The sequence below is a fragment of the Candidatus Dechloromonas phosphoritropha genome (genome assembly GCA_016722705.1).
GTDB lineage: Bacteria > Pseudomonadota > Gammaproteobacteria > Burkholderiales > Rhodocyclaceae > Azonexus > Azonexus phosphoritrophus.
In genome coordinates this window covers 987,385-1,012,633 of sequence record JADKGN010000004.1, presented here as the reverse complement: position 1 = coordinate 1,012,633, position 25,249 = coordinate 987,385, and the positions used below count along the sequence as shown (strand labels likewise).

28 protein-coding genes and 1 tRNA gene are annotated in these 25,249 nt (G+C 58.8%); 14 read left to right on the top strand and 15 right to left on the bottom strand.

The annotated features are described in order from the left end of the window. Window positions 1-482 precede the first annotated feature (482 nt). Window positions 483-1,868, bottom strand: coding sequence for an IS4 family transposase (locus IPP03_10510; protein ID MBL0353061.1), 1,386 nt, complete (start codon window positions 1,866-1,868; stop codon window positions 483-485). A gap of 975 nt (window positions 1,869-2,843) precedes the next feature. Beyond that, window positions 2,844-4,193: a hypothetical protein gene (locus tag IPP03_10505; protein MBL0353060.1), complete on the bottom strand. Its 1,350-nt coding sequence runs from the start codon at window positions 4,191-4,193 to the stop codon at window positions 2,844-2,846. 289 nt (window positions 4,194-4,482) lie between these two features. Here IPP03_10505 and IPP03_10500 point away from each other — a divergent pair, with 289 nt between their 5' ends. From IPP03_10500 to IPP03_10490, 3 genes are all read left to right on the top strand, one after another. After that, the gene (locus IPP03_10500) at window positions 4,483-5,622 is read left to right on the top strand and encodes an IS630 family transposase (GenBank protein ID MBL0353059.1); all 1,140 of its coding nucleotides are present in this window, start codon (window positions 4,483-4,485) and stop codon (window positions 5,620-5,622) included. A gap of 45 nt (window positions 5,623-5,667) precedes the next feature. Beyond that, window positions 5,668-5,940: a hypothetical protein gene (locus IPP03_10495; GenBank protein MBL0353058.1), complete on the top strand. Its 273-nt coding sequence runs from the start codon at window positions 5,668-5,670 to the stop codon at window positions 5,938-5,940. Window positions 5,941-6,034: 94 nt separating this feature from the next. Continuing rightward, window positions 6,035-6,439 (top strand): hypothetical protein, encoded by a 405-nt coding sequence (locus IPP03_10490; protein ID MBL0353057.1) that lies wholly within the window; start codon window positions 6,035-6,037, stop codon window positions 6,437-6,439. Between the two features lie 204 nt (window positions 6,440-6,643). On the opposite strand, the gene IPP03_10485 is transcribed toward IPP03_10490, so the two are convergent. From IPP03_10485 to IPP03_10450, 8 genes are all read right to left on the bottom strand, one after another. Then, window positions 6,644-7,282, bottom strand: coding sequence for a hypothetical protein (locus IPP03_10485; GenBank protein ID MBL0353056.1), 639 nt, complete (start codon window positions 7,280-7,282; stop codon window positions 6,644-6,646). Between the two features lie 42 nt (window positions 7,283-7,324). Then, window positions 7,325-7,861, bottom strand: a complete 537-nt coding sequence (locus tag IPP03_10480) for a hypothetical protein (protein MBL0353055.1) — start codon at window positions 7,859-7,861, stop codon at window positions 7,325-7,327. Between the two features lie 4 nt (window positions 7,862-7,865). After that, window positions 7,866-8,009 (bottom strand): hypothetical protein, encoded by a 144-nt coding sequence (locus tag IPP03_10475; protein MBL0353054.1) that lies wholly within the window; start codon window positions 8,007-8,009, stop codon window positions 7,866-7,868. Window positions 8,010-8,012: 3 nt separating this feature from the next. Beyond that, window positions 8,013-8,300, bottom strand: a complete 288-nt coding sequence (locus IPP03_10470) for a helix-turn-helix domain-containing protein (GenBank protein MBL0353053.1) — start codon at window positions 8,298-8,300, stop codon at window positions 8,013-8,015. Window positions 8,301-8,310: 10 nt separating this feature from the next. Next, window positions 8,311-8,511, bottom strand: coding sequence for an AlpA family phage regulatory protein (locus IPP03_10465; protein MBL0353052.1), 201 nt, complete (start codon window positions 8,509-8,511; stop codon window positions 8,311-8,313). Between the two features lie 197 nt (window positions 8,512-8,708). Next, entirely contained in the window at window positions 8,709-9,314 is a 606-nt protein-coding gene (locus tag IPP03_10460; GenBank protein ID MBL0353051.1) for a hypothetical protein, read from the bottom strand. Between the two features lie 96 nt (window positions 9,315-9,410). Beyond that, entirely contained in the window at window positions 9,411-10,625 is a 1,215-nt protein-coding gene (locus IPP03_10455; GenBank protein MBL0353050.1) for an integrase arm-type DNA-binding domain-containing protein, read from the bottom strand. A 162-nt stretch (window positions 10,626-10,787) separates the two neighbouring features. Next, window positions 10,788-10,863, bottom strand: a tRNA-Ala gene (locus tag IPP03_10450). Window positions 10,864-11,112: 249 nt separating this feature from the next. Between IPP03_10450 and IPP03_10445 the strand changes: the two genes are divergently transcribed. Beyond that, a complete protein-coding gene (locus IPP03_10445) occupies window positions 11,113-11,730 on the top strand; it encodes a hemolysin III family protein (GenBank protein MBL0353049.1) in 618 nt (205 codons plus the stop codon). A gap of 251 nt (window positions 11,731-11,981) precedes the next feature. Here the strand turns inward: IPP03_10445 and IPP03_10440 are convergent, their stop codons facing one another. Both IPP03_10440 and IPP03_10435 read right to left on the bottom strand, forming a co-directional pair. After that, window positions 11,982-12,269 carry a hypothetical protein gene (locus tag IPP03_10440; GenBank protein MBL0353048.1) on the bottom strand — a complete coding sequence of 96 codons (288 nt, stop codon included), beginning with the start codon at window positions 12,267-12,269 and terminating at the stop codon, window positions 11,982-11,984. A 102-nt stretch (window positions 12,270-12,371) separates the two neighbouring features. Next, complete coding sequence (locus IPP03_10435) at window positions 12,372-12,665, bottom strand: hypothetical protein (protein MBL0353047.1); 294 nt, start codon at window positions 12,663-12,665, stop codon at window positions 12,372-12,374. Window positions 12,666-12,783: 118 nt separating this feature from the next. Here IPP03_10435 and IPP03_10430 point away from each other — a divergent pair, with 118 nt between their 5' ends. Further along, window positions 12,784-13,743, top strand: a complete 960-nt coding sequence (locus IPP03_10430) for a LysR family transcriptional regulator (protein MBL0353046.1) — start codon at window positions 12,784-12,786, stop codon at window positions 13,741-13,743. Window positions 13,744-13,750: 7 nt separating this feature from the next. Here the strand turns inward: IPP03_10430 and IPP03_10425 are convergent, their stop codons facing one another. Together IPP03_10425 and IPP03_10420 are read right to left on the bottom strand one after the other, a co-directional pair. Then, window positions 13,751-14,029 carry an ArsR family transcriptional regulator gene (locus tag IPP03_10425; protein ID MBL0353045.1) on the bottom strand — a complete coding sequence of 93 codons (279 nt, stop codon included), beginning with the start codon at window positions 14,027-14,029 and terminating at the stop codon, window positions 13,751-13,753. Beyond that, window positions 14,026-15,282, bottom strand: coding sequence for a MarR family transcriptional regulator (locus IPP03_10420; GenBank protein ID MBL0353044.1), 1,257 nt, complete (start codon window positions 15,280-15,282; stop codon window positions 14,026-14,028). Before IPP03_10420 ends, IPP03_10425 begins: the two co-directional genes overlap by 4 nt. 297 nt (window positions 15,283-15,579) lie before the next feature. Between IPP03_10420 and IPP03_10415 the strand changes: the two genes are divergently transcribed. After that, window positions 15,580-16,491, top strand: a complete 912-nt coding sequence (locus IPP03_10415; GenBank protein MBL0353043.1) for a hypothetical protein — start codon at window positions 15,580-15,582, stop codon at window positions 16,489-16,491. Between the two features lie 96 nt (window positions 16,492-16,587). Here IPP03_10415 and crcB read toward each other — a convergent pair whose 3' ends face one another. Further along, window positions 16,588-16,995, bottom strand: coding sequence for a fluoride efflux transporter CrcB (crcB, locus tag IPP03_10410; protein ID MBL0353042.1), 408 nt, complete (start codon window positions 16,993-16,995; stop codon window positions 16,588-16,590). 70 nt (window positions 16,996-17,065) lie between these two features. Between crcB and IPP03_10405 the strand changes: the two genes are divergently transcribed. From IPP03_10405 to IPP03_10370, 8 genes are all read left to right on the top strand, one after another. Continuing rightward, a complete protein-coding gene (locus tag IPP03_10405) occupies window positions 17,066-18,865 on the top strand; it encodes a glutamine--tRNA ligase/YqeY domain fusion protein (protein MBL0353041.1) in 1,800 nt (599 codons plus the stop codon). Continuing rightward, complete coding sequence (locus tag IPP03_10400; GenBank protein MBL0353040.1) at window positions 18,865-19,449, top strand: DUF924 domain-containing protein; 585 nt, start codon at window positions 18,865-18,867, stop codon at window positions 19,447-19,449. Before IPP03_10405 ends, IPP03_10400 begins: the two co-directional genes overlap by 1 nt. Before the next feature lie 4 nt (window positions 19,450-19,453). Then, window positions 19,454-20,638: a class I SAM-dependent methyltransferase gene (locus IPP03_10395; GenBank protein MBL0353039.1), complete on the top strand. Its 1,185-nt coding sequence runs from the start codon at window positions 19,454-19,456 to the stop codon at window positions 20,636-20,638. After that, window positions 20,635-21,459, top strand: coding sequence for an orotidine-5'-phosphate decarboxylase (gene pyrF / locus IPP03_10390; GenBank protein ID MBL0353038.1), 825 nt, complete (start codon window positions 20,635-20,637; stop codon window positions 21,457-21,459). Before IPP03_10395 ends, pyrF begins: the two co-directional genes overlap by 4 nt. Window positions 21,460-21,470: 11 nt before the next feature. Beyond that, a complete protein-coding gene (locus IPP03_10385) occupies window positions 21,471-22,358 on the top strand; it encodes a zinc metallopeptidase (protein ID MBL0353037.1) in 888 nt (295 codons plus the stop codon). A 41-nt stretch (window positions 22,359-22,399) separates the two neighbouring features. Beyond that, complete coding sequence (locus IPP03_10380) at window positions 22,400-22,915, top strand: protein disulfide oxidoreductase (GenBank protein MBL0353036.1); 516 nt, start codon at window positions 22,400-22,402, stop codon at window positions 22,913-22,915. Further along, window positions 22,912-23,730 (top strand): peptidoglycan DD-metalloendopeptidase family protein, encoded by an 819-nt coding sequence (locus IPP03_10375; GenBank protein ID MBL0353035.1) that lies wholly within the window; start codon window positions 22,912-22,914, stop codon window positions 23,728-23,730. The genes IPP03_10380 and IPP03_10375 overlap by 4 nt, the downstream gene beginning before the upstream one ends. A 357-nt stretch (window positions 23,731-24,087) precedes the next feature. Next, a complete protein-coding gene (locus IPP03_10370) occupies window positions 24,088-25,236 on the top strand; it encodes an efflux RND transporter periplasmic adaptor subunit (protein MBL0353034.1) in 1,149 nt (382 codons plus the stop codon). Window positions 25,237-25,249 lie beyond the last annotated feature (13 nt).

Sequence of the window (25,249 nt, the reverse complement as noted above, 5' to 3'; positions counted from 1 at the left end):
GGTTATCGATCGTCTCGCAACGTCAGTTTACCGAATCGAAGCGGTGGCTACCTGCCACCCGATTTACAGCAGTTTAGGGACTCAATCCTTGCTTACGGATCGACTTGTCACTAGTTAATAAAACATTCCTAGTTCCACTACCCCCCAATAGACGAACAATACGAAATAGTCCGCCGTGTCGAACAGCTGTTCACCTCGCCGACCGCCTTGAACCTCGTCTCGCCACCGCTCGCCAGCAGGCTGGACAGCTAACGCCAGCCCTACTCGCCAAGGTTTTTCGCGGCGAACTCGTGCCGCAAGACCCGGCCGACGAGCCGGCGACAGAATTGATCAAACGACTGGCTGCAAGCAATCCACCAAAGGAAAAGGCGAAGCGGCAAAAAAAGGCTGGGGTGCCGGCCCAATAGGAAAAGTCGAGGCTGCATTCACAGTCTCGGCTTTTTCATATAAAGCTTGGAAGCGTATCCTTGCCCGAATGGCACTTACTTAAGCTTTTTTGGGTGCCCATGGCGCTGGATATCCTCCCGTGCCATAGGGCGTGGTCTCATCAATAATGGGTAGGCATTGCGGCGTCGCTTGAGGGCACGAGGCTCGATGCGGCCTGGGCGATTGCCGACGGTTTGCTGGGCAATGAGGGCGAAGAGTTGGCTGGGGTGTGCGATGCCACCATGATAGGCATGAGGCGCCCAGGCGAGCCAGACTTGCACGGCATGCTTGAAGCTCAACTGACGGGGCAAGAGGCCGCTTTGTAGCGCCGCTTGAGCCATCATCAAGCGGATCAAATTGTAGGCGAGCAGATAGACCCAGATTTCCTTCACGGCCATGGCTGGCGTTTGGCAGCCCAGTTGCTCCATGCCCAAGGTGGTCTTGATGTTGCGCAGATCAAGTTCAACATGCCAGCGATCCCGATACAGGCGTTTGATGGCCTCCTTGGATGTTTGCTTTGGACACAGAAAGGTCGTGACGAGTGTCTTGCCCCCCGCCCGAAGCTCGCGAACCGTGACACTGGCCGGTGCCTGCGCGTAATCCTCCTGAGACATCCAGTCTGGCTTGATGCCTGGTTTGGATAAAACCAGCAGGTGGTCACGCTCCCCCAGTCGCTGGCCGAGGCAAAAATCGGTGGTGCGTTGGCGTGATCCGTGTTGTTCAAAGACGGCATCAACCCCTCGCTCGATCAGCGCGCAGAGCAGGAAGTAGGTGGCAAAGAACGCATCGCCCACCAGCACATCGCCGCGCACCAAGGTGTCGATCTGGCGGCGCAGCAAGGACTGCTCGTCGCTGCCTTTGCCGCGACAGGCGCTGATCGCGGCATTGAGCACAGCACCGCTGCCCAGGCAGATCAGGCCGACGATCCGGCATTGCGGGAATCCCAATCCAGCCTTCTGGCTACCGGGCTGCGGGAAGTCGGCCTGATTGGCGTCAGTATCGGGCATGATCACCGTGGCCCCATCCACCAATCGTACCGGACGCCCCCGCCAGTGCCATGCCGCCGGGGCATGGGCCGTTAGCCATTGCCCGGTCTGATGGGTCAAGGTACTGACCATCGACGTCGGCACGCGTTGGCGAGCCCGGCAGTAGGCGCCGGTATGGGTGCTGCAGGGCGTGAGTCCGGCGATCAGGCGCTTGATCGCCCCTTCATTGACGGCGCGTTGGCAGGAGCGGTCGGCGCTGAGGGCTTGCGCCAAAAACATCGATAGCGTTTCAGTGGGCGGAAACAGTCGCTCTCGGTGCGGCGGCAAGGCCAACTCCACGGCATCGAAGAGTTCCGGCCCAGTCAATAGATCGAAAAACGCGTGGGCATCTACGCTGTTGGCCTTCGCCGAAATCGCGTGACGTTGCCGGGTGATGGCTTTGTGAGTAGCATGCATTGGGGCTGATTCCTCGGGTGACAGTCGGGTGTTTGGCGACTCCAACTTATCACGCGTCGATTCAGCCTGCTTTATCAATTACATCAGTATGTTGGGGCTTAAGTAAGTGCCATTCTATCCTTGCCCCACTTAATTGGAATCATATTCTTGCCAAAGCGGCAAGGTTTTGCTTCGCGGGACACTGGGAAGGGTTGGGCGTTGAATTTTGGTGGGAGGAGGTCTATCGAACTAACCGCCGAATCGATTGCGCTGCAACGATCTGTGATTTTTACATTTTCAAGTTACCGCCAAAGTTACTGTCATCCGTGCGATGCTGCCCTTCTGAAAAAGAAAACCCCGCCTCGGGGGCGGGTCTGATCGACGTCGGTCGGCGATGGGAATCGAACTAACCGCAGAATCGATTGTGCTGCAATGATCTGTGTTTTTGCAATTCCTGATATGCCCCCAAATATGCCCCCAGCCGATTGCTGCTGCCTCTATAGTTCGCCGTAGATTCACCGTGTCCAGAAATTCAAATATCTGACAATTTTAATTCCTACATTCTCGAACAGACCGCCAAAGACAAGGCTCTTGCAAGACTATTTGGAGAGTTTGGCTCCCAAGGTAGAGGGTTCGATCCTGTGTACACCACGGGGCCGTCACCCATTCTGCCTGCGTGCCAAGTGAAGAATACGGTTCGACTTTTTTCGCCGATGCAATCGACTTCTTGTTGCCCCTTCTGAGAGGCGTATCGACGGCCGCTGCGCTCTGAATGCTGCTCGGATTTGTAGTCGTACATTACCCATACGAGCAAACCCTCGGCATTGTTCGATGTAACCGGCTCGTAGTACGCAATCAAACGGTCATTCTCTGCGAACTTGATCCAAGCGGAAAATGCAGATGTGCTGAGGCTTGCCAGTGACGTAACAAGAAGAACTCGAAGAATTAGGTGCATACGAAGGGGGTGATGGCTTCCAAGTTGAAAAACAAATATTTCTAGGGAGTCAATTCATAGCATTCACGGAAAAGTGTAAATCCTTTTCCTTGGCCTTTAACTAAAAGGCCGTCATGCCTAGATAAATCCGGGCGGCATATCTTGCCATCGTTGATGTCAGCTATTTGGTACATAAACCCCAAGAAAAGCGCGTATCCATCTGGCCATCCTGCTTTGGAAACCAATAGATACCTCCAATTCTCAACACCATTCATTGCCTTTGGATAGTCATCTAATTTGCGTAAAAGAGCGACTAGCCTTCCTTCCCCCCATGCGCGAACGTCTGGCTCACTTTGTGTTCCACCAACGCCGGCATCACGCATGATTCGAGCCTGATCAATTAGGTCGTCGAACGCTCCAGTTTTTTTCTCCGTCCCGGCTGGTATTAGGTCGTCGAACGCTCCAGTTTTTTTCTCCGTCCCGGCGGGGGTGAATTGTGACCAATCAACGGGTGGAGAAGAACGCTGTTCCGTAGGCGCTACCGGTGAAGCTACAGAAGCTTGTGCCGCTTTTTCCTTCGCAACCTGTAGCTGCGACATGATAGCGATGGCAAAAAACAACCCCGTTACAACATAAGAGGCGGTCTTGAGTCGCTGCGCGTCATCCCTGCGCATAGTCCAAGCGAACGCCACCAGGGCTGGAATAGCGCATACACCGAGACTTCTGGCAAAAGCGGTCATCGAGAACCCGTACTTCGATGACATTGCAAAAACACTGACTACGTACAGGGCGCCTATCAGCAGGTTGGGAAGTGCCAGTATTGATTTTGATACCGTGGCACTTGGTTGCTGCTGTTGTGAAAGGGGCGGGCGCTGGGCTGCACCCTGTAACTTCTCAACCCGCAACCGAACGTAATGGGCCTTGGTCTTCGCCGTATCCCCGTTTTCAAGGGCGAAGGCTTTCATCCATAGTGCCTCATCCTTCTGGTTCGCAGCTAACTCCCGCGCTACCCGAAGAAACACCTGATCATCTATAGAAGTCTCCGTCACTGACGGCAGGGTTTCCTCCGCAAACTTGCTGGCTGATTTCTTGGCGAAATGCAGATAGATGACAGCCACGCATGCCGGGACTATGAGGAGGTAGAAGGCCATGGCCTCATTTGTCTTGAGGAATAATGCGCCAACCCCCGCAGAAGTATTCATGGCAACAATGCGAAAAAGCGCACCCCCGAGAAGCGCGACCGCACATCCAAATGCATGGGACGCCTTGGGAATTTCGGGTATCTGCCCATCCTTTAGCCGGTAAATCAGCAAAGCGAAACCATAGGCGAGTACGGCTGCAGGAAGGGCTTGAATGATTAGCTCGCCAAAATAAACCCCAAACATTGCCATCTCCCATTTTCGATTGCCCATGCAAATCTTAGAGCATAATGTGAGCCACAGAGGGGGATTTATGAAAGCCAGTCTGTTGTTACTTCTCACGCTTGTCACACTATCAGAATCAGCCCACGCCGACGCGATCAAGTGCCGGATGCCAAATGGCAAGGTTGTTATCACTGATGGTGCTTGTTCTGGGGGAGCAAGCGTGGAACAGGTTCGCCCAAGCGAATATCCGACATGACTAGTAGTACGTTCCATTAATATATTTACAAACGTGCCGTTAATTGCCATGATTGTCTTAGCATTTGACGTGGAGGTGATCATGGGACGGACAAGCGGGCGAGCAGCACTGTTGCTGACAGACGAGCAGAGGTCCAGGTTGTCTGAATTGGCGGCGTCGCGAACGGCGCCGTTGCGCGAAGTGGAGCGTGCCGGCGTGCTGCTCAAATACGCGCAGGGCGTATCGATCACCGAGATTCAGCGGCAGCTGGGCGTCAGCCGGCCGATGATCTACAAATGCATCGACAAGGCACTTGCGGCGGGCATTCAAGCCGGATTGAAGGATACCTACCACCGGCCTCACGCCCCGGAGATTACTGAGGAGGCCAAGGCTTGGGTGGTCAGCGTAGCGTGCACCAAACCAAGGGAGCTTGGACTGGCTGCGGAGTTGTGGAGCATCTCGGCGCTGGCCCGCCATGTGGCCAAACAGGCAGCGGCATCGGGCTTCCCACGGCTTGCCGGTGCGGGCAAGAGCACGGTCTGGCGGATTCTTGATGCAAACCAACTCAAACCCCACAAGATCACCTACTACCTGGAGAAACGGGATCCCGACTTCGACCGGAAGATGCATGAGGTGCTGATGGTCCACCGGGACGTTTCCCTCTACACCGAAGGCGCCGTTCATGATGGACGGCCGAACCCGATTTACACGGTCAGTGTCGATGAAAAGCCCGGCGTTCAAGCGATTGGCTTGACGGCGCCTGACCGGCCACCGGTTCCCGGCAAAGCGCCGACGGTGAGTCGGGATTACGAGTACGTCCGCCATGGAACCGTATCGATCCTGGCCGGCATCGACTTGCACGCCGGCCATGTGTTTGCCCAAGTCGAAGACCGGCACCGCAGCTGCGAATTCATCGGTTTGCTCCGTTCAATCGATGCGTACTACCCGCCGGAGGCCATTATCCGTGTCGTCCTCGACAATCACTCGGCCCACATCTCGAAAGAGACGATGGCTTACTTGGCGACGCGACCCGGACGTTTCGAGTATGTTCATACACCCAAGCATGGTTCTTGGCTCAACTTGATCGAATGCGCTTTCTCGAAAATGGCCCGGACCTTCCTCCGCCATATCCGCGTCGCCTCGATTCATGAACTCAAAGCGCGCATCCTGAAAGGTATCGATGAAATGAACGCCACCCCAGTTGTCTTTCGCTGGAAGAAATTCGACCTTGAAATCGCATAATACGTAATTATATTGATGGAACGATATACTAGTCTCGAACAAGTATTGGCCGAAGTTCAAAAAAACAAACGGGTTTGCCCACAGCCGCAAAGATGGCTGCAACTCTTCGACATGCTGCCTGACAAAAAGCTCAGTGGAGCAGGCCGGGAGCCGTCCCTTCCACTCATACTCGCCGCATGGTGGGACACTCCTGCCATGTCAAAAATGCTCCGCCTGCGCGAGCACATTGAGTGGGCTGCTTCTCACGGCTGCCTTGAAGAGGTCAATATGTTCTTGCGTGGGCTGCCGGAGGATCAGTGGCACCACATTGGCGAGTAGTACGCGACGCCCAAGTCATTGTTCCAAGGGACGCTGCGCGATGAAGTCGCGGAGCGCCAATTATGTCAGGCGTTTGGCCTCAAAGGAGGAGAGGATGAATGCGTTTTTAGGACGAATAATTTGTGCGTTGTTGCTTTTAAACTGCGCTCATCCCGCGTGGGCAGCCGACTCCATAGAAACACAGCTCAAAAAAATCGCGGATCAAACAAGAAAGAGTCTTCCCATGATGGTGAGCGAAAATGTACAGGCTACGAACATAGCGGCAGTCGGCAAGATTCTGATGAACCGCTATAGTTTCACAAAACCAAAATCGGCAATTGGAAACGTGAACGGTTTGAAAGCGGAGTACTACAACAACAGCGTGAATGCCGCGTGTACAAATCCAGACACGTTGAGGGCGCTTAACAACGGTGTTTCTTTTGACTACCAGTACTTCGACTCAACCAACCAATTCGTTATGCAGTACGCCGTTGATGCGAGCACATGTCGAGGTAGGTAGCCAAATGAAATGAGGTGTAGAAGTTGCAACTTGATCTGACAGTTCTCCGTCTCGCCAGCGCCGACTTTCTACTCGATGCGCTTCAACGTCTCGACTTGCTCTCGCAGCACCTTCACCAGTTCCCGGAGCATGGGCCGCGTACCGCCTTTGTCGGGGTTCCGTGCCACCTTCGCCTTACCTGCGTCCGACTTCGGCCCGGTCGACTTATCCCACGGTCGCCATTGCCGAATCAGCGCCGATTGTCGTGCCCTGCGTTCCGCTGTCCAGCCGTTGCTCATGTTGTTGCTCCAAAAGTTTGTTTGGCTCGATTGCGTTTTTCTCGCCTGCGGGGGCGGGCAGGGTACCGTTATTCACCTGCTGCGGCCCGTGGGCGATGTTCGCCTGCTTGGCGTAGATCACGGGCGGGTTCTTGATCGCCGCCAGCGTTTCCAGAGTTGCCCGACATTGGCTCTGCGCCTTCAGCGCGAGCCGCAGGTACCGCTCGAAGGCATCCATGTACTCGCCCATGTTCGATGCTGCACGGCGTGCCAATTCGTTGAATATGGCGTCCAGAGTATTCGCCTGGGTCATCAGCAGACTATCGGTGCGTGACAGGTCGCCGCTTCTGACCTTTTTGTTTTCGTCGCTTAACAGGTGAATCAAGGCATTGAGATTCGTCTCGCCATAGGACTTGCTGAAAGCCTCCGTAGTGACGGCGCCGCGCACTGCCGGCGAGCAAGCGAGTTTTGCCGTGTACATTTCCTTTTCTTCGGCAGACTCAGCCTTGACCGCCAAGTTATCCGAGCCAGGATTTTTGGCCTTCGCCGCAGCCGGTGTTTTGCTTCGTGGTTTCGTTGCACTCATGTTCCATGTTCTCCGTTCATATCCGTTTCCGGCATCCATCCATCAGTAACCATTGCTGGCTCGTTCATAGTCAGTAAGCCAACCATCTTGAGCAGGAACAGAACCTTCTATTGATGGCTGGGTTTTACTGGGTTGAACTGAACTTGACTTAACTAAGGAGCCGCGAGATACCCGCGGGATACCCGAGTCATCGTCAAGCCCTTGTGCCACGGGCTTTTCAGGCGGGTTACGCTTGCGATTGGTGATTGCTGCACCACGTTTTCCACCTTCGGCTTTCTTGTCGTGAATCGCCTGCAAATGAGCGCGGTAATCTTCAAGCTCCGGGCAGATCAGGAAGCCATTCTCGATGACAAAAAACGGCATGATCGCGGGTAGTGCCTTCTTCACGTCGTCACCAGAAAACCCCAAGATTCTCCCAAGGGTCTCAGCATCCAACGGCAGCCGGATATTCACCCAGCACTCCAGGCGCATCGTCATCAGCAGGCCGCGCTGGGCCAGGTTGAGAATGCGGTAGTCGGTGCGTGCCATCATGCTTGCCGCGTATTCCTGAAATGCCGGGGGCGGTCGATTCTGCGACATGGCCTTAACCCTCCGCGATGCGCCGCAGGAAGCAGTAGACGCCCCATGCTTCGCAGATTGAAAGCGCCGCAAGGTCAGGTACTACACCAAGCCCTTGAAAGCGATAGGCGAGCGCGTAGAGGCTTTCCAGCCATTCATCGTTCGCCATGATTTACGCTCCCGTCAGTAGAACGTATTGCGCGATGCTGTGCAGCTTGCCGCAGTCCGTTTCCTGTCTCGTTCGCAAGGTCTGAATGTTGTACCCGTGCCGGTGCTTCAGTTCATGGACGCGAGCCGCAGGCATCAGGATGTCCAGATTACGCCGGGCCTCGATTGTCGTTATCGGGCCACAGCGCAGGGCATCGAGCAGGCGTTTGCGTTGAGCAGCAGCGGAAATGTCGGCATAATGCGAGGTGAGTGTTTTAGGGGCTGCCTTCGGGTGGCCTTTTTCTTTTTCCATGATCGCCCCCTTATCCGGCAATCAGGGCGCGAATGTCAGACACGCGCCATGCGGTTGTGCGAGGGCCGAGCTTTACAGGTTTTGGAAAGCGTCCAGACTTAACGCCTGCCCACCACGTTGAACGGGAAACAGGAAAAGCGGCTAGGATTTGTGGAAGGCGTGCGTAGCCTTCTGGGGGAAGCGTTGTTGCTTGCTGGATGGTGTTTGCCATGTTTGCACCTCTTGGGCGTTGTTTAACATGGCCGTATTAAATAGATCAGAGCGCGCCCAAAATAGCCGGGCGGGTTCGGATAACTCACCCTTAAAAATGGCGGTTGGGTGGGTAGGTTTTCTGAGGCAGGGTGGATGGGTTCAATGTGGAATTGATCTGAAAACCCTGCATTGGCAAGGATTTCTTGGGTGGGTAGGTTATTCGCCGGGTGTCTTGGGTGCTCCGCCGCTAGGCTGCCAGTTTGCAACCTTCGCCGTCTCCTCTATTCCGGTTTCGTTCGGCTTCCCCTCGTCATCAGTCATGCCGAACTCTGCTGCATGCTCCCTTAGCCATTTCGCAAGAGCCTGTTTCGGTGTCTTGCCGTTCAGATCGGTAACTACCTGCCACGCCCGTACCGCTGCCGCTAATTTTGGAGCGTACCGTGAATTATTAGGATCAAGGTAATCAGGGGCGTTCGTTCCATTCGGAAAGAAAAATCCGGCAGTTATCCCTCTGCTAAATAACCATTTCCGCAGCGATTCAACCTCGACTCTTGAATCAAGGCTCACAGTACCCTCGATTGGAAAGTCGTGGTCACACTCAGCAAATATATTGCCCTTTATCAAGTTACGCCGAAGTGCAGATTTTATAGCGGTCTGGGCGGCCTCAAGGTTGGTTATGTACTCGGCTTGCGCCCTCGGCAGTAACTCGCTTCCGTTTGCGGCCATTGCTTCAACTTCGCCTGGAACCATTCCGATTATTAGATGTGCAGCTTGGTCAATGCTTAATTCATCGCATAACCGCCAGTAGTCTAACTGTTCCATAGCGTCCCTTTCACGCTCCGCCCTCAATTCAGAAGCCACGCCAGCCGGGTAAGGGCACCCGGTCTTCGCTCCTTCGAGCTAGGCGCGGCAAACTCGTTACGCTACGTTTCCGTGCAGCGGTATGACTTCCGCCCCCACCTTCAGTTTGTCGAGATAGTCAGCCCACAACTGCATCATGGCCTTGCGCTCTTTCAGGAACTTGGTGCGGTTGTATGCCGTGCCAAGAGCATCGGAAACGCTATGTGCAAGCTGGTGCTCGATCACTTCCGGTTTCTGGTGCAACTCTTCGTGCAGAATCGTCCGCGCCATCGCCCGGAAGCCGTGCCCGGTGATTTCCGTTTTCGTGTCATATCCCATTCGACGCAGGGCGGCGTTCACGGCGGCTTCGCTCATGGGCTTCTGCGGATCGCGTCCGGGGAAGACGTAACGCCCGTGTCCGGTCAGGGCATGTAGCTCTTTCAGGGTCGCCACCGATTGCGATGCGAGTGGCACAAGGTGTTCCGTTTTTGTCTTTGTCACCAGATAGCGCCACTCGGCTTTGTCGAAGTCAAACCCTGCCCATTCCGCCTTGCGTAGCTCGCCAGGACGCACGAACAACAACGGGGCTAGGAGCAGCGCCGACTTGACTACGAACGTGCCCCTGAAGCCGTCTATGGCCCTCAGAAGCTCGGCAACCTGTACCGGGTCGGTGATGGCTGCAAAGTTCTCATGGCGCAGTGGTGGAAGCGCGCCACGTAGATCAGGGCAAGGGTCGCGCTCTGCTTTGCCGGTGGCGATGGCGTAGCGCATCACTTGGCTGATATTGCTCTTTGCCCGGTGCGCCGTGTCGAGTGTTCCGCGCTCGTCGATTCTGCGAATGACAGACAGCACGTCGGGGGCGGTAATCTCGGCAATGGCCTTGCCGCCAAGCCAGGGGAATACATCATTTTCCAGGCGTGCGATGATCTTGTCGGCATGGCTCGCTGCCCACGTCGGGCGCATCTTTGCAAACCACTCGCGGGCGATGACCTCAAAGGAGTTTGCAGCCCGCTCCACTTTTGCCGACTTCTGCACCTTCCGGTTCTCGCCGGGGTCAATGTCATTGGCCAGCAACTTGCGGGCAACGTCCCGACGTTCGCGGGCATCCTTCAGCCCGACGTCAGGGTAGACGCCCATCGATAGCGTTTTGCGCTTTCCGGCATAGCGATAGTCGAACCTCCACCACTTTGAGCCGTTGGTGTTGAGCAAGAGATAAAGCCCGCCATCGTCAGAGAGTCTTACCGGCTTATCGGTTGGCTTCGCCTTGCGGATGGTCGTATCGGATAGCGCCATGACAGTAACTCATTTCTGGAATTGGTCAGTTACTGTCAAAGTTACTGCTGTTTTGCGTGGATTGCAATAGCCTATATGGGACTACTATGGACGTAAAAAAGGCCAGAACCCTTGATTTTATTGGAGTTTCTGGCCTTCTTTGGACTTCAAAAAACTTGTTGTTGGTGGAGAGGAGGAGGATCGAACTCCCGACCTCCGCATTGCGAACGCGGCGCTCTCCCAGCTGAGCTACCCCCCCAAGGCCGGCCATAATATATCATACGGCGCCTTTGGCAACTCGCTGATTGTGAACGACTATTTCAGGCGGCGCACGAAGTTGGTATTCATGCGATTGTTCTGATGCAGTAAGCTTTGGCGCTTGGTGCGCTGATCCTTGATGTAAGCTACCTGGTCGGACCATTGACTCCGTAAACATCGATGGTTTCGGTTGTCCGCCGGAATGCTTCGTGGCGGGGCAGGGCAGAAACGAGAGGACGATCGGCAGCGCATGTACCACGGAGAAAAATTCAACGCCTGGACCCATCTGGTCGGTGCCTTGCTGGCTCTGGGTGGCGCGGTCTGGCTGCTGGTGCTTGCTGCGGCCAGCGGCGACTGGCTGAAGATTTTCGCCATCGCCGTTTATGGCACGACGCTGGTTCTGCTTTACAGCATTTCGACCATCTATCACAGTGTGCGCGGACGGGCCAAACGGGTGATGCGCAAGCTCGACCACCTGTCGATCTACCTGCTGATCGCCGGCAGCTATACGCCGTTCTGCCTGATAACGCTGCGCGGGCCGTGGGGCTGGTCGCTGTTCGGCATAGTGTGGACGCTGGCGCTGATCGGCATGCTGCAGGAAATCAAGCCGCGTTCGGAAGCACGGGTCATGTCGCTGGTCATCTACGCGGTCATGGGCTGGATCGTTCTCGTGGCGGTCAACCCCTTGCTGGCCAGCCTAGGCGCCGCCGGCTTCATCTGGCTGGCGGCGGGTGGTGTGTTGTACACGGTGGGGATCATATTCTTTGTCTTCGACGAGCGCTTCCGCCATTGGCACGGAATCTGGCACCTGTTCGTTATCGCCGGCAGCCTGATGCATTTCATCGCCATTCTGTTCTATGTGCTGTGAACGGGCGACAACGGCCAGGCTTCTTGAATGACAAACCCACTCGCCGCCATGCGCTGACGTGGGAGGATCCTCCTGATGAGGCCATGCCGGCCATCCGGAAGGCGGACTCCGCCTATTTCGCCTGAGTGTTCGATGCCGGTTTCGTGTTCCGAGTCATCTGCTTGCTGCTTCTGGTCCGACACGTCCGAACGCGCGCTGTAGAACTCCTGGAAATGCCGGTGATGTGAATACCGGCCGGGCCGGGTTTGTGATCAGGCCTTGTCGCCGGTCTGCTCGTTGGCCAGAGCCTTTTCGGTTATTTCCTTGTAGAGCCCCACCACCTTGCCCGCGATTTCCTGGTGTTCAGGATGTCGTTCGATCAATGGCTCGATTTCCTGAGAGTCGGTGAGGACTTCCTCCAGAAAAGCGAGATCAAAATCGTCGAGGCGTTCACCGCTGTCAACCTTTTCCTTGAGGGCCAGTGCTCGTGGCAGGCGCTGGGTTTCGAGGCGCTTGATTATTACGGCCAGCATACCTAAGTCTTGGTTCGGGTCCTTCATGGTTGTCTCCTCAAAACGGTGAATGAACTTCTTCCGGACAGAAGTCTATCATCCGCTGGAGTCTCGTGTGTCAGACCCCCGTGCTTTGTCGCAGCCTGCCTTTCAGAAGCGACGGTCCTGCGGGTTCCAGGAAAAGAGCGAGCGTGCGGCGTCGTTGAGGCGACTGGCTGCGGACGCGAAACTCGCCGACAGCGGTGCCGAACTCTCTTGGGGATTCCATGAGAACAGGGGGCGAAGTGTTTCACTGATGGCGCGCGCGCCGTCAAGGGTACTCATCATGGCGAGTCTCGTGAGTAGTCCGGTACGTTCGGCAAACAGGCCGTTCATACGCTGAATTTCCGCGGCGCGAAGCACGCGAGCCTGGCGTTCGATGGCGGGAATGTCGATCGGGTGCATCATTTACTCCATTCAGTTCAGTGCAACATGGCACAAGCAAACTTTAATTGCCTTCAGTGCACCTAACAATCCAGGATTTTGGCAAAACATTTGTGAATTTTGGTCCATAATCAGCGGTATGGATCGTTCGGCAGAAATGACCGCCTTTGTTCGCTCGGTCGATACCGGCGGGTTCTCGGCTGCCGCGCGCGAGATGGGCCTGACGCCCTCCGCTCTCTCCAAACTGGTGACCCGTCTCGAGGATCGGCTCGGTGCGCGCCTGCTGCAGAGAACGACGCGGCGTCTGCACCTTACCCCCGAGGGCGAGGCCTTCTACATGCGGTCGCGGCGCATCCTGGCGGAAATGGATGAGGCCGAGGCCGAGGTGCTTCAGGCCGGTGTGCGCCCGCAGGGGCTATTGCGCCTGCACTGCGGGTCGGCATTCGGCATGCACCAGCTGGCGCCGGCGATTCCGCTGTTTCTCGAACAGCACCCGGCGGTTGAGCTCGAAATCACGATCAGCGACGAGCCACTGCCGGCGGCGATGGAGGGTATCGATCTGGCGATCCGCAGCGGCCCGCTCGAAGAGTCGTCGCTGGTGGCGCGCCGCATCTGCAACCTCGAACGCGTCATCTGCGCCGCGCCGTCCTACCTGGCGCGACACGGAACGCCGCGCACGCCAGATGACCTGCAACAGCACAACTGCCTGTGGATCACCCGCCTGCCGGTCCTGCGGCGCTGGCCGTTCGCCACCGACGAGGGTATCCGCGTCGTCCATATCGGCGGCAATGTCGTTGCCAACAATGCGGAAGCCGTTCTCCAACTGGCGGTGGCCGGGGTCGGCATTACGCGCCTAACCGATGTGATCGTCGGCGATGCCATCCAGCGTGGCGAGCTGGTCCCGATCCTGCGCGACTGGCACCATGTCGCGCCGGTGCCGCTGTACGCGACTTATCCGAGTGGCCGCAATCTGTCGCCGAAAATTCGCGTTATGGTCGATTTTCTGGTCGAACAGTTCGGCAATGCTCCGTGGCGTCGCGGCGAGCACGCATCGTCAAGCAGTTTAGTCACTAACCAGTTCAATCATCACAAATCATGAGAAGAATTCAGGATGCGCAAGCCATGGTTGGCACTATGTTGAAGCGGGTCAATGAGCAGGCCGCAGCGACGACTGAACGTCCCAATCGAGTGAGGTAGTAGCGATAGGTATGAGTGACTTTCTTGATCAAGCCGAGCGTACGCAGTCGGGCAAGTTGGCGCGACATGGCGGACGGAGTGAGCTTCAGATAGCTGAGAAGATCGGCACGACGCCAACCGTGAATGTTGAACTCGCCGCGTTGCATGGTTTGCAGCAAGGCTTTCTCGGCAGGATCAAAGAAGTTCACCCTTTGACACCGGGAGCCGCCCCCAACCGTGGCATGCTCAATCGCTCCAAGTCACGCTCGCCGGCACTGGGGTCATCGAGGCTGGAGAGGAACGCCAGGTAACGTTGGTTGCAGCCGAGCAGGATGTCGCGCAGGTCGATCAGGCTATAGATTGTCTTCTTCAGGGGCGCCAATTCTCGGGTGGCGTGCCTGTCCTTGTGTTCCACCTTGCGGTGGTGTTTGAAGAAACTCACGTCATTGACGGTCGTTTCGACCCGCAGTACGCGGGAGAATTTGTCATACACCTTGACGCCAGCGGCGCCCATGGTGTGCTTGATGCAGCGCCCCTCGATACGGGTGGACAACCGGGAACCGATCTCCTGGGCCAGTTGTGGCGTGACCTTCTTGCCCAGAAAGCTGGAGACGCGTTCTGCGTTGGCGGCCAAGACCGCTTGGCGCGAAATGGCGTCATACAGTGGAACCAATATCTGCTCACTGCGAAACATCAGGTCGGTGGAGTATTCGACTTGGCGCAAGCTCCAGTGATACGAGGATCCAAAGACGTCAAGCACTGGGCACAACCACTGCGCATAGCGATCCAGTCGCGGGTGAAGTACGTCGGGACTGAACGCATCCGCCAGCGCCTGCGCCTGCGCGATGTCGGCGACACGCAGGAAGGCGTTGTCCTGCTGGAGGAAGTCGATCCTTTCTCGCGTCAGAGTTCTTGCCAGAGCGCTGTGACCATTACAGTAGAACTGCAACCCGAACGGTGCCCACGTCGGCACACGCAGGTAGCACAACCCCAGTTCCTCGTCGATGAAATAGAAGTAGTAGTGCAGGCACTTGCCTTGATCGGGGCGCAGGTAAGTCTTGCCACTGCCTTTGTCATGCCACGGTTTGTAGCTCGGACAGGCTTCCATGGCCGAGAGCACATGCACCAAACCCGGTGCGTCGCCGCGACCGGCGAGCACTCGCGCGACCAACTCTTCCTTGCGAATATGGCTTTTGCTGACGTGCTCGATTTCAATACCCGCCGCCAGACACACCTCCTGCGCACGCTCACGAATGCGATCTCGCAGCGGCTCGGCAAATCGCGGGTAGTCGAATACCCGAATTCCGTGCGTGTACAAATAACTCGTCATTCCTGCCGCGTAGCACGCACCAGGCAGCGTGCCGGTGATAATGATCCGGTCAAAGCACGAAAGCACGCCATGCATGTTCGTCGCGTATCGTTCCGCCAGAGCCATCGCCAACATGATCGCCTCCTCGGTCATTCGTCAGGCTTCTATCGTAATACCTGTTTGGTTCCGGCTCGTCCGGCTTAGGGAACCGCTGATTTGTTCTTCACCTTGGCGCAGGCTCGGGTCCAGCCAGTTGATGTTCCAGGATTCCGGCCTGCGTCGAAATGATGAAACGCAAAAAAATCGGCGGACACTGGTGTGGCGCAGGGAACACAGGAGGGTTGGCGCGGCAGCTGCAACCGGGGTAACGCGCATGGCGCCATCGACTTTCCGGTAGCTGAGGACCGGTGTTACCATTGTCCTTCGATACTGACGGAGAAGGGGGCTTCCATGAGTTGGTGTTCACAGCGTATATCAACATGCACGGCGCTCGGCGCCTTGTTGGCGGTTGCCGGTTCCGCGCTGGGCGCCGAATCGAGTCCGTGGCAATCTTTCGCATCGGCCACGCCGGTATATCAAGGCGGCGCCGACCTCGATCGAGGTGGGGATTTCAGCATGAGTGGCCTGATTCTCCGCGGCGGAACAGCTTACGATTTCGGTGGCGGGAACCGCGCTGGAGTCACGCTCAGCTACGATTACCTGAACTATTCGTTCTCCAATGCCAGCGCCTTCGGTTCGGTTGCGCCGTGGAACATCATACAGCGTTACGGCGTGGCGGTGCCGCTTTCCTTCAGGGTGGGAGATGACTGGAGCCTCGGGTTCGCGCCGTCGGCTGACTGGGTCAAGGAAAACGGGGCGAATGCTGGAGATTCTCTGGTCTGGGGCGCGACGTTCTCCGGGGTGAAACAGTTTGAGGGGGGCAATCTTCTTGGTCTGGGTGCGGGTGTGTTTTACCGTATCGAGAAAACCAGCGCATTCCCGTTTCTGATTGTGGACTGGCGCATCGACGACCGTTGGCGTCTGGTCAATCCCTTGTCCAGCGGTCCGACAGGCCCGGCCGGTCTTGAGCTCAACTATCGATTCGACGGCAACTGGACGGCGGGTATCGGCGCGGCTTACCGGAGCCTGCGTTTTCGTCTAAGCGATACTGGCCCCGTGCGCAACGGTGTCGGTGAGGAGCGTGGCGTACCCGTTTTTGTCCATGTCACTCGCAGTCTGGGCAACGAAATGGCCCTGCATTTCTATGGTGGCGTCGTCGCTGGCGGTAGCTTGCGGGTCGAGAATTCGTCGGGCGATCAGGTACAAAAGGAAGATTTCGATCCGGCACCGCTGCTTGGCCTGACCCTCAGCGGCCGCTTCTAGACAGCATTGTCCCGGCGCCGGTCAGGATACGCAAGGCTGAATTTGCTCGGTTTTTAGGCCATTTCCGGCGTCGACCGCAACAGAAGCTTTCGGGCTTCAGCCCCAGATCCGGGTCGCCCCGACCGTCAGCAGGCCGAGCCAGGTTGCCGTCAGCGAACCGGCTAGGTGCAGCGAGGCGAGGCCGATGGCCCAGGCCGGCTGGCCGGCGAGCAGACGCTCGACGACCTCGGCTGAGAAGGTTGAGAAGGTCGTCAGTCCGCCGAGAAAGCCGGTGATGGCAAACAGTTTCCAGGCCAGCGGAAAATGCGTGTTGATATGAAACAGGCCGACCGCCAGTCCGACAAGGTAGCCGCCGGTCACGTTGGCGGCCAGCGTGCCGAGCGGCACCGCGATGAGCAGCGGATTGAGCGCCAAGCCGAGCAGCCAGCGTGCCCAGGCGCCGAAAGCGGCACCGGCGCCGACAGCGAGAAAATTCAAGGCGGTGAGGTTGTGATGGACGGACATGAGAGGGAATTGTAGCGGTTTGATCGTTCCTGCCGGTTAAAATGGCGTAATCGAGAACCGAGGTTTTACCGTGAGCAGCCCCATCAGACTAGAAGTTGCCCCTGCGGCCAATTTTATAAGAAACATCGTCGAAGCCGACCTCGCTGCCGGCAAGCATGCACAGCGCCATTGGGCGGGGCAGCCCGGTACCGCGGCCGACCACGCCGGAGGGCCGCTCGACCCGGCGAAAATCCGCACGCGCTTCCCGCCCGAGCCGAACGGCTACCTGCACTTCGGCCACGCCAAATCGATCCTGCTCAACTTCGGCCTTGCCGAGCAATACGGCGGCCGCTGCCATCTGCGCTTCGACGACACTAACCCGGAAAAGGAAGAGCGGGAGTACGTCGATTCGATCGTCGATTCGGTGAAGTGGCTGGGCTGCTCGTGGGAACAGTGCGGCGAGAACAACCTTTACTACGCGTCCAACTATTTCGACTGGATGGTCGCCTTTGCCGAATACCTGATTTCGGCCGGCCATGCCTATGTCGACAGCCAGTCAGCCGACGAAATGCGCGCCAACCGCGGCACGCTGACCCAGCCCGGCAAGGATTCGTCCTTCCGTAGCCGCAGCGCTGCCGAGAACATGGAACTCTTCAAGCGCATGCAGGCCGGCGAATTCGCCGACGGCACGCATGTCCTGCGGGCGAAGATCGACATGGTGGCGCCCAACATCAATCTGCGCGACCCGGCCATCTACCGCATCCGCCACGCCACCCACCACAACACCGGCGACACGTGGTGCGTGTACCCGATGTACACCTTCGCCCACCCGATCGAGGATGCGCTGGAGAACATCACGCACTCGATTTGCACGCTGGAGTTCGAGGACCAACGCCCGTTCTACGACTGGCTGCTTGAGCGCTTGGCCGAAGGCGGCCTGCTGCAGCGCCCGCTGCCACAGCAGATCGAATTCTCACGCTTGAACCTGACCTACCTCGTTCTGAGCAAGCGCAAGCTGATCCAGTTGGTCGATGAAAAGCACGTCGACGGCTGGGATGACCCACGCATGCCAACGCTGGTCGGCGCTCGTCGCCGCGGCTACTCGGCCGCAGGTTTCCGCCTGTTTGCCGAGCGTATTGGCGTCTCCAAGAACGATTCGCTGATCGACTACGCGCTGTTCGAGGATGCCATGCGCGAAGTCATGAACGAGTCCGACCAGCGCCGCATCGCCGTGCTCGACCCGGTCAGGCTGGTCATCGATAACTATCCGATTGGCCAGGTCGAGGAGTGTTTCGCGCCGAACCACCCGCTGCACCCGGAACTCGGCCAGCGTTCGCTGCCGTTCAGCCGCGAACTGTGGATCGAAGGCGAAGACTTCATGGAAGTACCGAGCAAGGGTTTCCGCCGCCTCTACCCCGGCAACATGGTACGGCTGCGCTACGGCTATGTCGTTGAATGTACCGGCTGCGACAAGGACGCCAACGGCAAGACTGTTGCGGTCCACTGCAATTATCTGCCGGAAACCAAATCCGGCACGCTGGGTGCCGACAGCGTCAAGGTCAAGGGCAACCTGCACTGGGTTTCGGTGGCGCATGCCTGCCCGGCCGAGGTTCGGCTGTTCGACCGCCTGTTCAGCGTACCTGCCCCCGGCGCCCGCCGCGAAGGCGATGCTCCGGAGCTTGAGCGGGACTTTCTCGACGATCTGAACCCCGAGTCCCGCCAGACCATCACCGCCCAGCTCGAACCCTGCATGCGCGATACCCGGCCAGACGAGCGTTTCCAGTTCGAGCGTCATGGCTACTTTGTTGTCGATCCGCTCGATTCGCGGGATGGTCAGCCGGTCTTCAACCGCGCCGTGACGCTGCGGGATTCGTGGGGCAAGGTCGGCTGATGGATACCGTGACGCCGGACGCAATTCTCGCCTTCTGGTTCGGCCAGCCCGGAACAGCGGAGCACGGCCAGCCGCGGATGGTCTGGTTCCGCAAGGATACGGCATTCGATGACGAAATCCGCAGGCGGTTTCTGGTGGCGACCGAAGCCGCGTTGGCCGGCGAACTGAGCGACTGGGCAGCCGAGCCTCCTGGCCTCCTGGCCCTGCTCATCCTGCTTGACCAGTTCCCGCGCAACCTGTTTCGCGGCGAGGCGAGTGCCTTCGCCGGTGACGAGCAGGCCCGCCAGCTGGCGGCGAAGGCACTCGAACACGGCTGGGACGAGGCCCTGAGTGCCGTCGAAAAACTGTTCATCTACCTGCCTCTCGAACACAGTGAGTCACTGGCCGATCAGGAGCAGTCGGTTCGCTTGTTCACCGCGCTGGCCGCGCAGCACTCCGGTTGCGAGGGCTTTCTCGACTATGCCCGGCGCCACCACGAAGTGATCGCCCGCTTTGGCCGCTTCCCGCATCGCAATGCCGCACTCGGCCGCGCTTCGACAGCGGACGAAGCCGCCTACCTGGCCCAGCCGGACAGCGGCTTCTGACCCCATGTCGGTGCGCAACGTCGAACAACTCGGGCAGGTCTTCACGCCGCCCAAAGTCGTGGAGTTCATGCTCGACCTTTGCCGGAACAAGGGGCGGGCGCTGGAACCGTCGGCCGGCGATGGCGCCTTCTTTCAGCGCTTGAAGGAGCGACATTCCGATTGCGTCGGCATCGAGATCGACCCGCGCGTTGCGCCTGAAGGTGCTGAGGTTAGCGATTTCTTCGATTATCCGCTCAGCGAGCAATTCGACACCATCGTCGGTAACCCGCCTTACGTCCGCTTTCAGGATGTTGCGGTCGACACGAAAAAACGCCTGAAATCCGAACTGTTCGACGCGCGCAGCAACCTGTTTCTGTTCTTCATCGAAAAGTCCATCCGCCACCTGAAGCCGGGCGGCGAACTGGTCTTCATCGTGCCGCGCGAGTTCATCAAGCTAACTGCCGCCAAAAAGCTCAACGCCTGGCTTTACGAGCAGGGCAGCATCACGCATATCTACGAAACCGGCGACACCCGCATCTTTGGCGAGCACTCACCGAACTGCGCCATCTTCCGCTTCGAGAAAGATCGCATGGATCGTCAGATGGACGACGGCCGGCGCTTCGTCGAGGTCGATGGCCAGTTGATGTTCCTGCGTGGCGAACACAGCGTGCGCTTTGCCGATGTATTCACCGTCAAGGTCGGCGCCGTGTCGGGGGCCGACAGCATTTTTACGCACCCCAAGGGCAACATGGAGTTCGTCTGCTCGAAAACTGTCGACACCGGCGAAACGCGGCGCATGCTTTACGGCGTCAAGCACCCACATCTCGACCAGTACAAGGACGAGTTGCTCGCCCGCCGCGTCAGGCCTTTCGACGAAAGCAACTGGTGGCAGTGGGGCCGTGGCTTCCCGATCAACCTGCAACCGCGCATTTACGTCAATGGCCGCACCCGCAAGCACGAGCCGTTTTTCCTGCACGACTGCAACGCCTTCGATGGTGCGGTGCTGGCGTTGTTTACCAATAATCGGCGCATGCCACGCCGCGAACTGATCGAATGCATGCTGATGCTGAACCGGAATGTCGACTGGCAGGAACTCGGTTTCGTTTGCGACGGTCGTTTTCTGTTTACCCAGCGCAGCCTGCAAACCTGCGTGCTGCCCGACAAATTCTCCCGATTCCTCCCGTCTGAAGCAAAAAGGGACGCCGCATGACCTTTATCGAACAACTGGCTGCCGCCTGGCGAAAGAACAATTCGCTGCTCTGCGTCGGCCTCGACCCCGATCCGGCCAAGTTCCCCGCTCACCTCAGGCGCGGCGGTGAGCGCGACGACAATGCCATCCTTGAATTCTGCACGGCCATCGTGGACGCCACCGCCGACCTGGTCTGTGCCTTCAAGCCGCAGATTGCCTACTTTGCTGCCCGCCGCGCCGAAGATCAGCTCGAAGCGCTGATCGCCCACATTCACGAGAAGCATCCAGGCATCCCGGTCATTCTCGACGCCAAGCGCGGCGACATTGGCGCCACTGCCGAGCAATACGCCAGCGAGGCCTTCGAGCGCTTTCAGGCCGACGCCGTCACGGTCAACCCCTATATGGGCCGCGATACGCTCGAGCCCTGGCTGGCGTACCGTGAAAAGGGCATCATCCTGCTTTGCCGCACCTCGAACCCAGGCGGTTCCGACCTGCAGTTCCTCGACGTTGGCGGCGAGAAACTCTACGAGCGCGTCGCCCGTCTGGCGGCCGGTGAATGGAATACTTCCGGTCAGATCGCGCTGGTCGTCGGCGCCACCTTCCCGAGCGAAATCGCCCGCGTCCGCGAAATCGTTGGCGACATGCCGCTGTTGGTGCCAGGCATCGGCGCCCAGGGTGGTGATATCGAAGCGACCGTCAGGGCCGGACGGACGGTGGCGGGAACGGGCTTGATGATCAATTCGTCGCGCGCCATTCTCTACGCCGGCAAGGACGAGAATTTCCACATCGCGGCCCGCGCCGCAGCGCAGGAAACCCGCAATGCCATCAATCTTTACCGCTAAGGAGTAACCCCATGCGCATGGATGACGAACGCGAAAGCGACAATATAGAGGACCGCCGTGGCGGTGGTTTCGGCGGTGGTGGCGGCCTGCGCTTGGGTGGCGGGCGCCTGGGACTGGGCACCATTGCCATTGCACTGGTCGCCAGCTATTTCCTCGGCATCAATCCGCTGACCGTACTCAGCATGCTGAGCGGTGGCGGTGGCATGCCGGCCATCGAGCAAAGCGCACCGCCGCCGGCCCACAAGCCGCCGGCCACCGACGAGACGGCGATCTTCGTCTCGAAGGTGCTGGCGTCAACTGAAGATACCTGGAACGAGGTGTTTCGTGCCAGCGGCAAAAAGTATGTCGAACCCAAGCTGGTGCTGTTCTCCGGCATGACGCCGACCGCCTGCGGCACCGGCCAGTCGGCGATGGGGCCGTTCTATTGTCCCGGCGACCAGAAGGTTTACATCGATCTGACTTTCTTCCGCGAACTCAAAAACCGCTTTCACGCGCCGGGCGAATTTGCCCAGGCCTATGTCGTCGCGCATGAGGTTGGCCATCACGTGCAGAACCAGCTCGGTATCGCCGACAAGGTCAATCAGGCACGGCAGCGGGCAAGCAAGGCCGAGGCCAATGCGCTGTCGGTACGGATGGAACTGCAGGCCGACTGTCTGGCCGGCGTCTGGGGCAAGCGCACCGACACGATGAAGAACGTGCTCGAACCGGGTGATCTCGAAGCGGCGTTGAGCGCCGCCTCGGCCATCGGCGACGACCGCCTGCAACAACAGTCACAAGGCCGCATTGTTCCCGAAAGCTTCACCCACGGCAGCTCCGAGCAGCGTGTGCGCTGGTTCAAGCGCGGTTTCGAGACGGGTGACATCAACCAGTGCAACACCTTCAAGGCAGCGACGCTGTAGTCCGATTGAACGATAACGCACCAACCCCGCAAGAAGCAAAGCTGCGGGCGCCGCGCTGGCGCCGCTGGGTGCTCGATGGGCTGCTGTTTTTCGCCATCGTCATCGGCGTCCAGCTCTGGCAGGCGCGCGACGCAACGCGCGGGCCGGCGCCGAACTTTGCCGGCCAGCGGGTCGATGGCCAGCCGTTCGAACTGGCCGCCTGGCGCGCCGCACATCCGGGACGGCCGGTACTGCTTTATTTCTGGGCCGAATGGTGCCCGATCTGCAAGACCACCGCCGGCAACGTCAGCAATATCAGCGCCGACTGGCCGGTAACCAGTATCGCCATCCAGTCGGGTTCGCCGGAGCAGGTTGCCTTTGTGATGCAGGAGAAGGGCTACCGCTGGTCAACCGTCGTCGACCCGAAGGCGGAAATTCTGCGGCGCTACGGCCTGCCCGGCACGCCGGCCTTCGCCATCATCGATCCAGCCGGCGACATCCGCTTCGTGTCGGTAGGCTACACCAGTGAAGTTGGCCTGCGCCTGCGTTTGTGGTGGGCGGGCCGGGGGAAATCATGAAACCGCCTTATTCCTTGCTTGCGGCACTAGCGCTCGGTTATTCCGTAGCGGCCAGCGCCTTGCCCAAAAACGCGCCGGTTCCCGGCGGCGTCGCTGTCATCGAACTTGGTCCGGCCAGCCAGCCGGCACCGACCGCCCGCTGGGGCGAGCAACCACTGGCCGTGATCGCCGACCAGGGGCGCTGGTTCGCGCTGCTCGGCATTCCGCTCGATACCCTGCCCGGTGATCTGGAAATCAACGTTTTTTCCGGGTCGACCGCAACGCTTAAAAATGTGCCTGTGCAGATCAAGAATTACCCGGAACAGCGCCTGACCATCAAGAACAAGCGCCAGGTCGACCCGGATCCGGACGATCTGGCGCGCATCGAACGCGAACAGGCGGTGACGGCCGAGGTCAAGCAGCGCTTCAGCGCGCCGGCGCCGCAAACGGATTTCGTGTTGCCGGCGAGCGGCCCGCTGTCGTCGCGCTTCGGCCTGCGCCGCTTCTTCAACGGCCAGCCGCGCAATCCGCATGCCGGACTCGATGTCGCGGTCGGCAGCGGCGCGCCGGTCAAGGCGCCGGCGGCCGGCGTCGTCGCCAATACCGGCGACTATTTCTTCAACGGCAACACGGTTTTCGTCGACCACGGCCAGGGTCTGATCACTGCCTACATGCACCTGTCGCGCATCGACGTGCGCGCCGGGCAAACTGTGAAGCAGGGCGAGGTTCTCGGCGCGGTCGGCGCCACCGGACGGGTTACCGGGCCGCACCTGCACTGGGCGGTTATCCTCAACAACACGCCGGTCGATCCCCAGATCTTTCTGGCGCGCCCGTAAACGCAAGAAAGGCAGCCTTGGCTGCCTTTCCTTCCCGCCTCGCCTCAGATCTTCGGTTTGGACGGCGTGCTTGTCTGCTTCTCGTCCTTGGCCTTGTCGCCGCAGGCCAGCGCGGAAACGCTGGACAGCACGAAAACGGCAGCGAGTAGTGCTGAAACCAATTTCTTCATGGGAATCTCCTTCGTGTCAAGACTGCCATGTGAGAGCGAATTTGCGAATTGGTTCCAAATTTGTGGCATACCGGCTCGCTGATTTTCGATTATGACCCGGGATAGGCGAAAATAGCGCGGTGCGCCGCCGCGCCGGGATGATTCAGTTTTTCGCGTTGGCCGGGCGGCTATTGTTAGAGGAATTCATATGCGTCGCATTGCGATCGTTGTCGTCGTCGTTGCCGTGCTCGGCCTGGCTTTCGCCTGGTTCAGCCGCCCCAAGCCGATTCCCGTCGCGCTCAAGGAAGTTGCCAACGGCATGGTCGAGGCGACCCTCGCCAACACGCGGGCTGGCACCGTCGAAGCCTGCCTGCGCACCAAGCTGTCGACCATCATCGGCGGCCGCATCGAATACCTGGGGGTCAAGGAGGGCGATCGCGTCAAGAAGGGGCAATTGCTGCTCAAGCTGTGGAACGACGACCAGCAGGCGCAGGCGGCGCTGGCCGAGACGCAGATCACGCTGGCCGGGCGGCGGGTGGAGGAAGCCTGCATCGCTGCGGTCAACGCCGAAAAAGAGGCAAAAAGGCAGTCCGAATTGCGTGCCAAAGGCTTCGTGTCGACCAGCAAGGAAGATGCAGCGCGGACCGAGGCCGAGGTGCGCCGCGCCAGTTGCAACACGGCCAAGGCCGATGTTGCCCAGGCCGAGGCCAAGTTCAAGGCGACCCGCGTCGAGCAGGGGCGCGTCGCACTCTATGCGCCATTCGACGGCACGGTGGCCAAGATCGTCGGCGAGCTTGGCGAATATTCGACACCATCGCCACCCGGCGTGCCGACGCCGCCGGCGATCGACCTGATCGACGATTCCTGCCTCTACGTCAAGGCGCCGATGGATGAAGTCGATGCGCCGAAGATCAAGATCGGCCAGCCGGTGCGCATCACGCTCGATGCCTTGCCGGGCAAGGTGCTGCCGGGCACCGTGCGGCGCGTCGCGCCCTACGTTTCGGCCGTCGAAAAACAGGCACGCACGGTCGATGTCGAGATTGAGTTCACGCAGCCGGAAAACACCGGCAAGTTGCTGGTCGGCTACAGCGCCGACGTCGAAATCATCCTCGACGGCCGCGACAATGTGCTGCGCATTCCGACGGCGGCGATCCAGGAAGGCGGCAAGGTGCTGCTGTTCAACCCCGACAGCGGCAAACTGGAGGAACGCAAGATCAGGACCGGGCTGGCCAACTGGGAATTTACCGAGGTGCTCGAAGGACTGGCCGCCGGCGACCGCATCGTTACCTCGCTCGAAAAGGAAGGTGTCAAGGCCGGCGCCACGGTAATGCCGGACGAAAAAGTGAAAACCAGATAGGCGATAACGGAAA

Coding starts and splice junctions, on each gene's coding strand:
- IPP03_10440 (MBL0353048.1), bottom strand. CDS start 12,269: ATGAAGGACCCGAACCAAGACTTAGGTATGCTGGCCGTAATAATCAAG.
- IPP03_10485 (MBL0353056.1), bottom strand. CDS start 7,282: ATGAGTGCAACGAAACCACGAAGCAAAACACCGGCTGCGGCGAAGGCC.
- IPP03_10445 (MBL0353049.1), top strand. CDS start 11,113: ATGTACCACGGAGAAAAATTCAACGCCTGGACCCATCTGGTCGGTGCC.
- IPP03_10370 (MBL0353034.1), top strand. CDS start 24,088: ATGCGTCGCATTGCGATCGTTGTCGTCGTCGTTGCCGTGCTCGGCCTG.
- IPP03_10510 (MBL0353061.1), bottom strand. CDS start 1,868: ATGCATGCTACTCACAAAGCCATCACCCGGCAACGTCACGCGATTTCG.
- IPP03_10470 (MBL0353053.1), bottom strand. CDS start 8,300: ATGGAAAAAGAAAAAGGCCACCCGAAGGCAGCCCCTAAAACACTCACC.
- IPP03_10415 (MBL0353043.1), top strand. CDS start 15,580: ATGAGTTGGTGTTCACAGCGTATATCAACATGCACGGCGCTCGGCGCC.
- pyrF (MBL0353038.1), top strand. CDS start 20,635: ATGACCTTTATCGAACAACTGGCTGCCGCCTGGCGAAAGAACAATTCG.
- IPP03_10375 (MBL0353035.1), top strand. CDS start 22,912: ATGAAACCGCCTTATTCCTTGCTTGCGGCACTAGCGCTCGGTTATTCC.
- crcB (MBL0353042.1), bottom strand. CDS start 16,995: ATGTCCGTCCATCACAACCTCACCGCCTTGAATTTTCTCGCTGTCGGC.
- IPP03_10490 (MBL0353057.1), top strand. CDS start 6,035: ATGAATGCGTTTTTAGGACGAATAATTTGTGCGTTGTTGCTTTTAAAC.
- IPP03_10465 (MBL0353052.1), bottom strand. CDS start 8,511: ATGGCAAACACCATCCAGCAAGCAACAACGCTTCCCCCAGAAGGCTAC.
- IPP03_10435 (MBL0353047.1), bottom strand. CDS start 12,665: ATGCACCCGATCGACATTCCCGCCATCGAACGCCAGGCTCGCGTGCTT.
- IPP03_10430 (MBL0353046.1), top strand. CDS start 12,784: ATGGATCGTTCGGCAGAAATGACCGCCTTTGTTCGCTCGGTCGATACC.
- IPP03_10400 (MBL0353040.1), top strand. CDS start 18,865: ATGGATACCGTGACGCCGGACGCAATTCTCGCCTTCTGGTTCGGCCAG.
- IPP03_10420 (MBL0353044.1), bottom strand. CDS start 15,282: ATGACCGAGGAGGCGATCATGTTGGCGATGGCTCTGGCGGAACGATAC.
- IPP03_10500 (MBL0353059.1), top strand. CDS start 4,483: ATGGGACGGACAAGCGGGCGAGCAGCACTGTTGCTGACAGACGAGCAG.
- IPP03_10505 (MBL0353060.1), bottom strand. CDS start 4,193: ATGGGCAATCGAAAATGGGAGATGGCAATGTTTGGGGTTTATTTTGGC.
- IPP03_10455 (MBL0353050.1), bottom strand. CDS start 10,625: ATGGCGCTATCCGATACGACCATCCGCAAGGCGAAGCCAACCGATAAG.
- IPP03_10460 (MBL0353051.1), bottom strand. CDS start 9,314: ATGGAACAGTTAGACTACTGGCGGTTATGCGATGAATTAAGCATTGAC.
- IPP03_10475 (MBL0353054.1), bottom strand. CDS start 8,009: ATGGCGAACGATGAATGGCTGGAAAGCCTCTACGCGCTCGCCTATCGC.
- IPP03_10480 (MBL0353055.1), bottom strand. CDS start 7,861: ATGTCGCAGAATCGACCGCCCCCGGCATTTCAGGAATACGCGGCAAGC.
- IPP03_10395 (MBL0353039.1), top strand. CDS start 19,454: ATGTCGGTGCGCAACGTCGAACAACTCGGGCAGGTCTTCACGCCGCCC.
- IPP03_10385 (MBL0353037.1), top strand. CDS start 21,471: ATGCGCATGGATGACGAACGCGAAAGCGACAATATAGAGGACCGCCGT.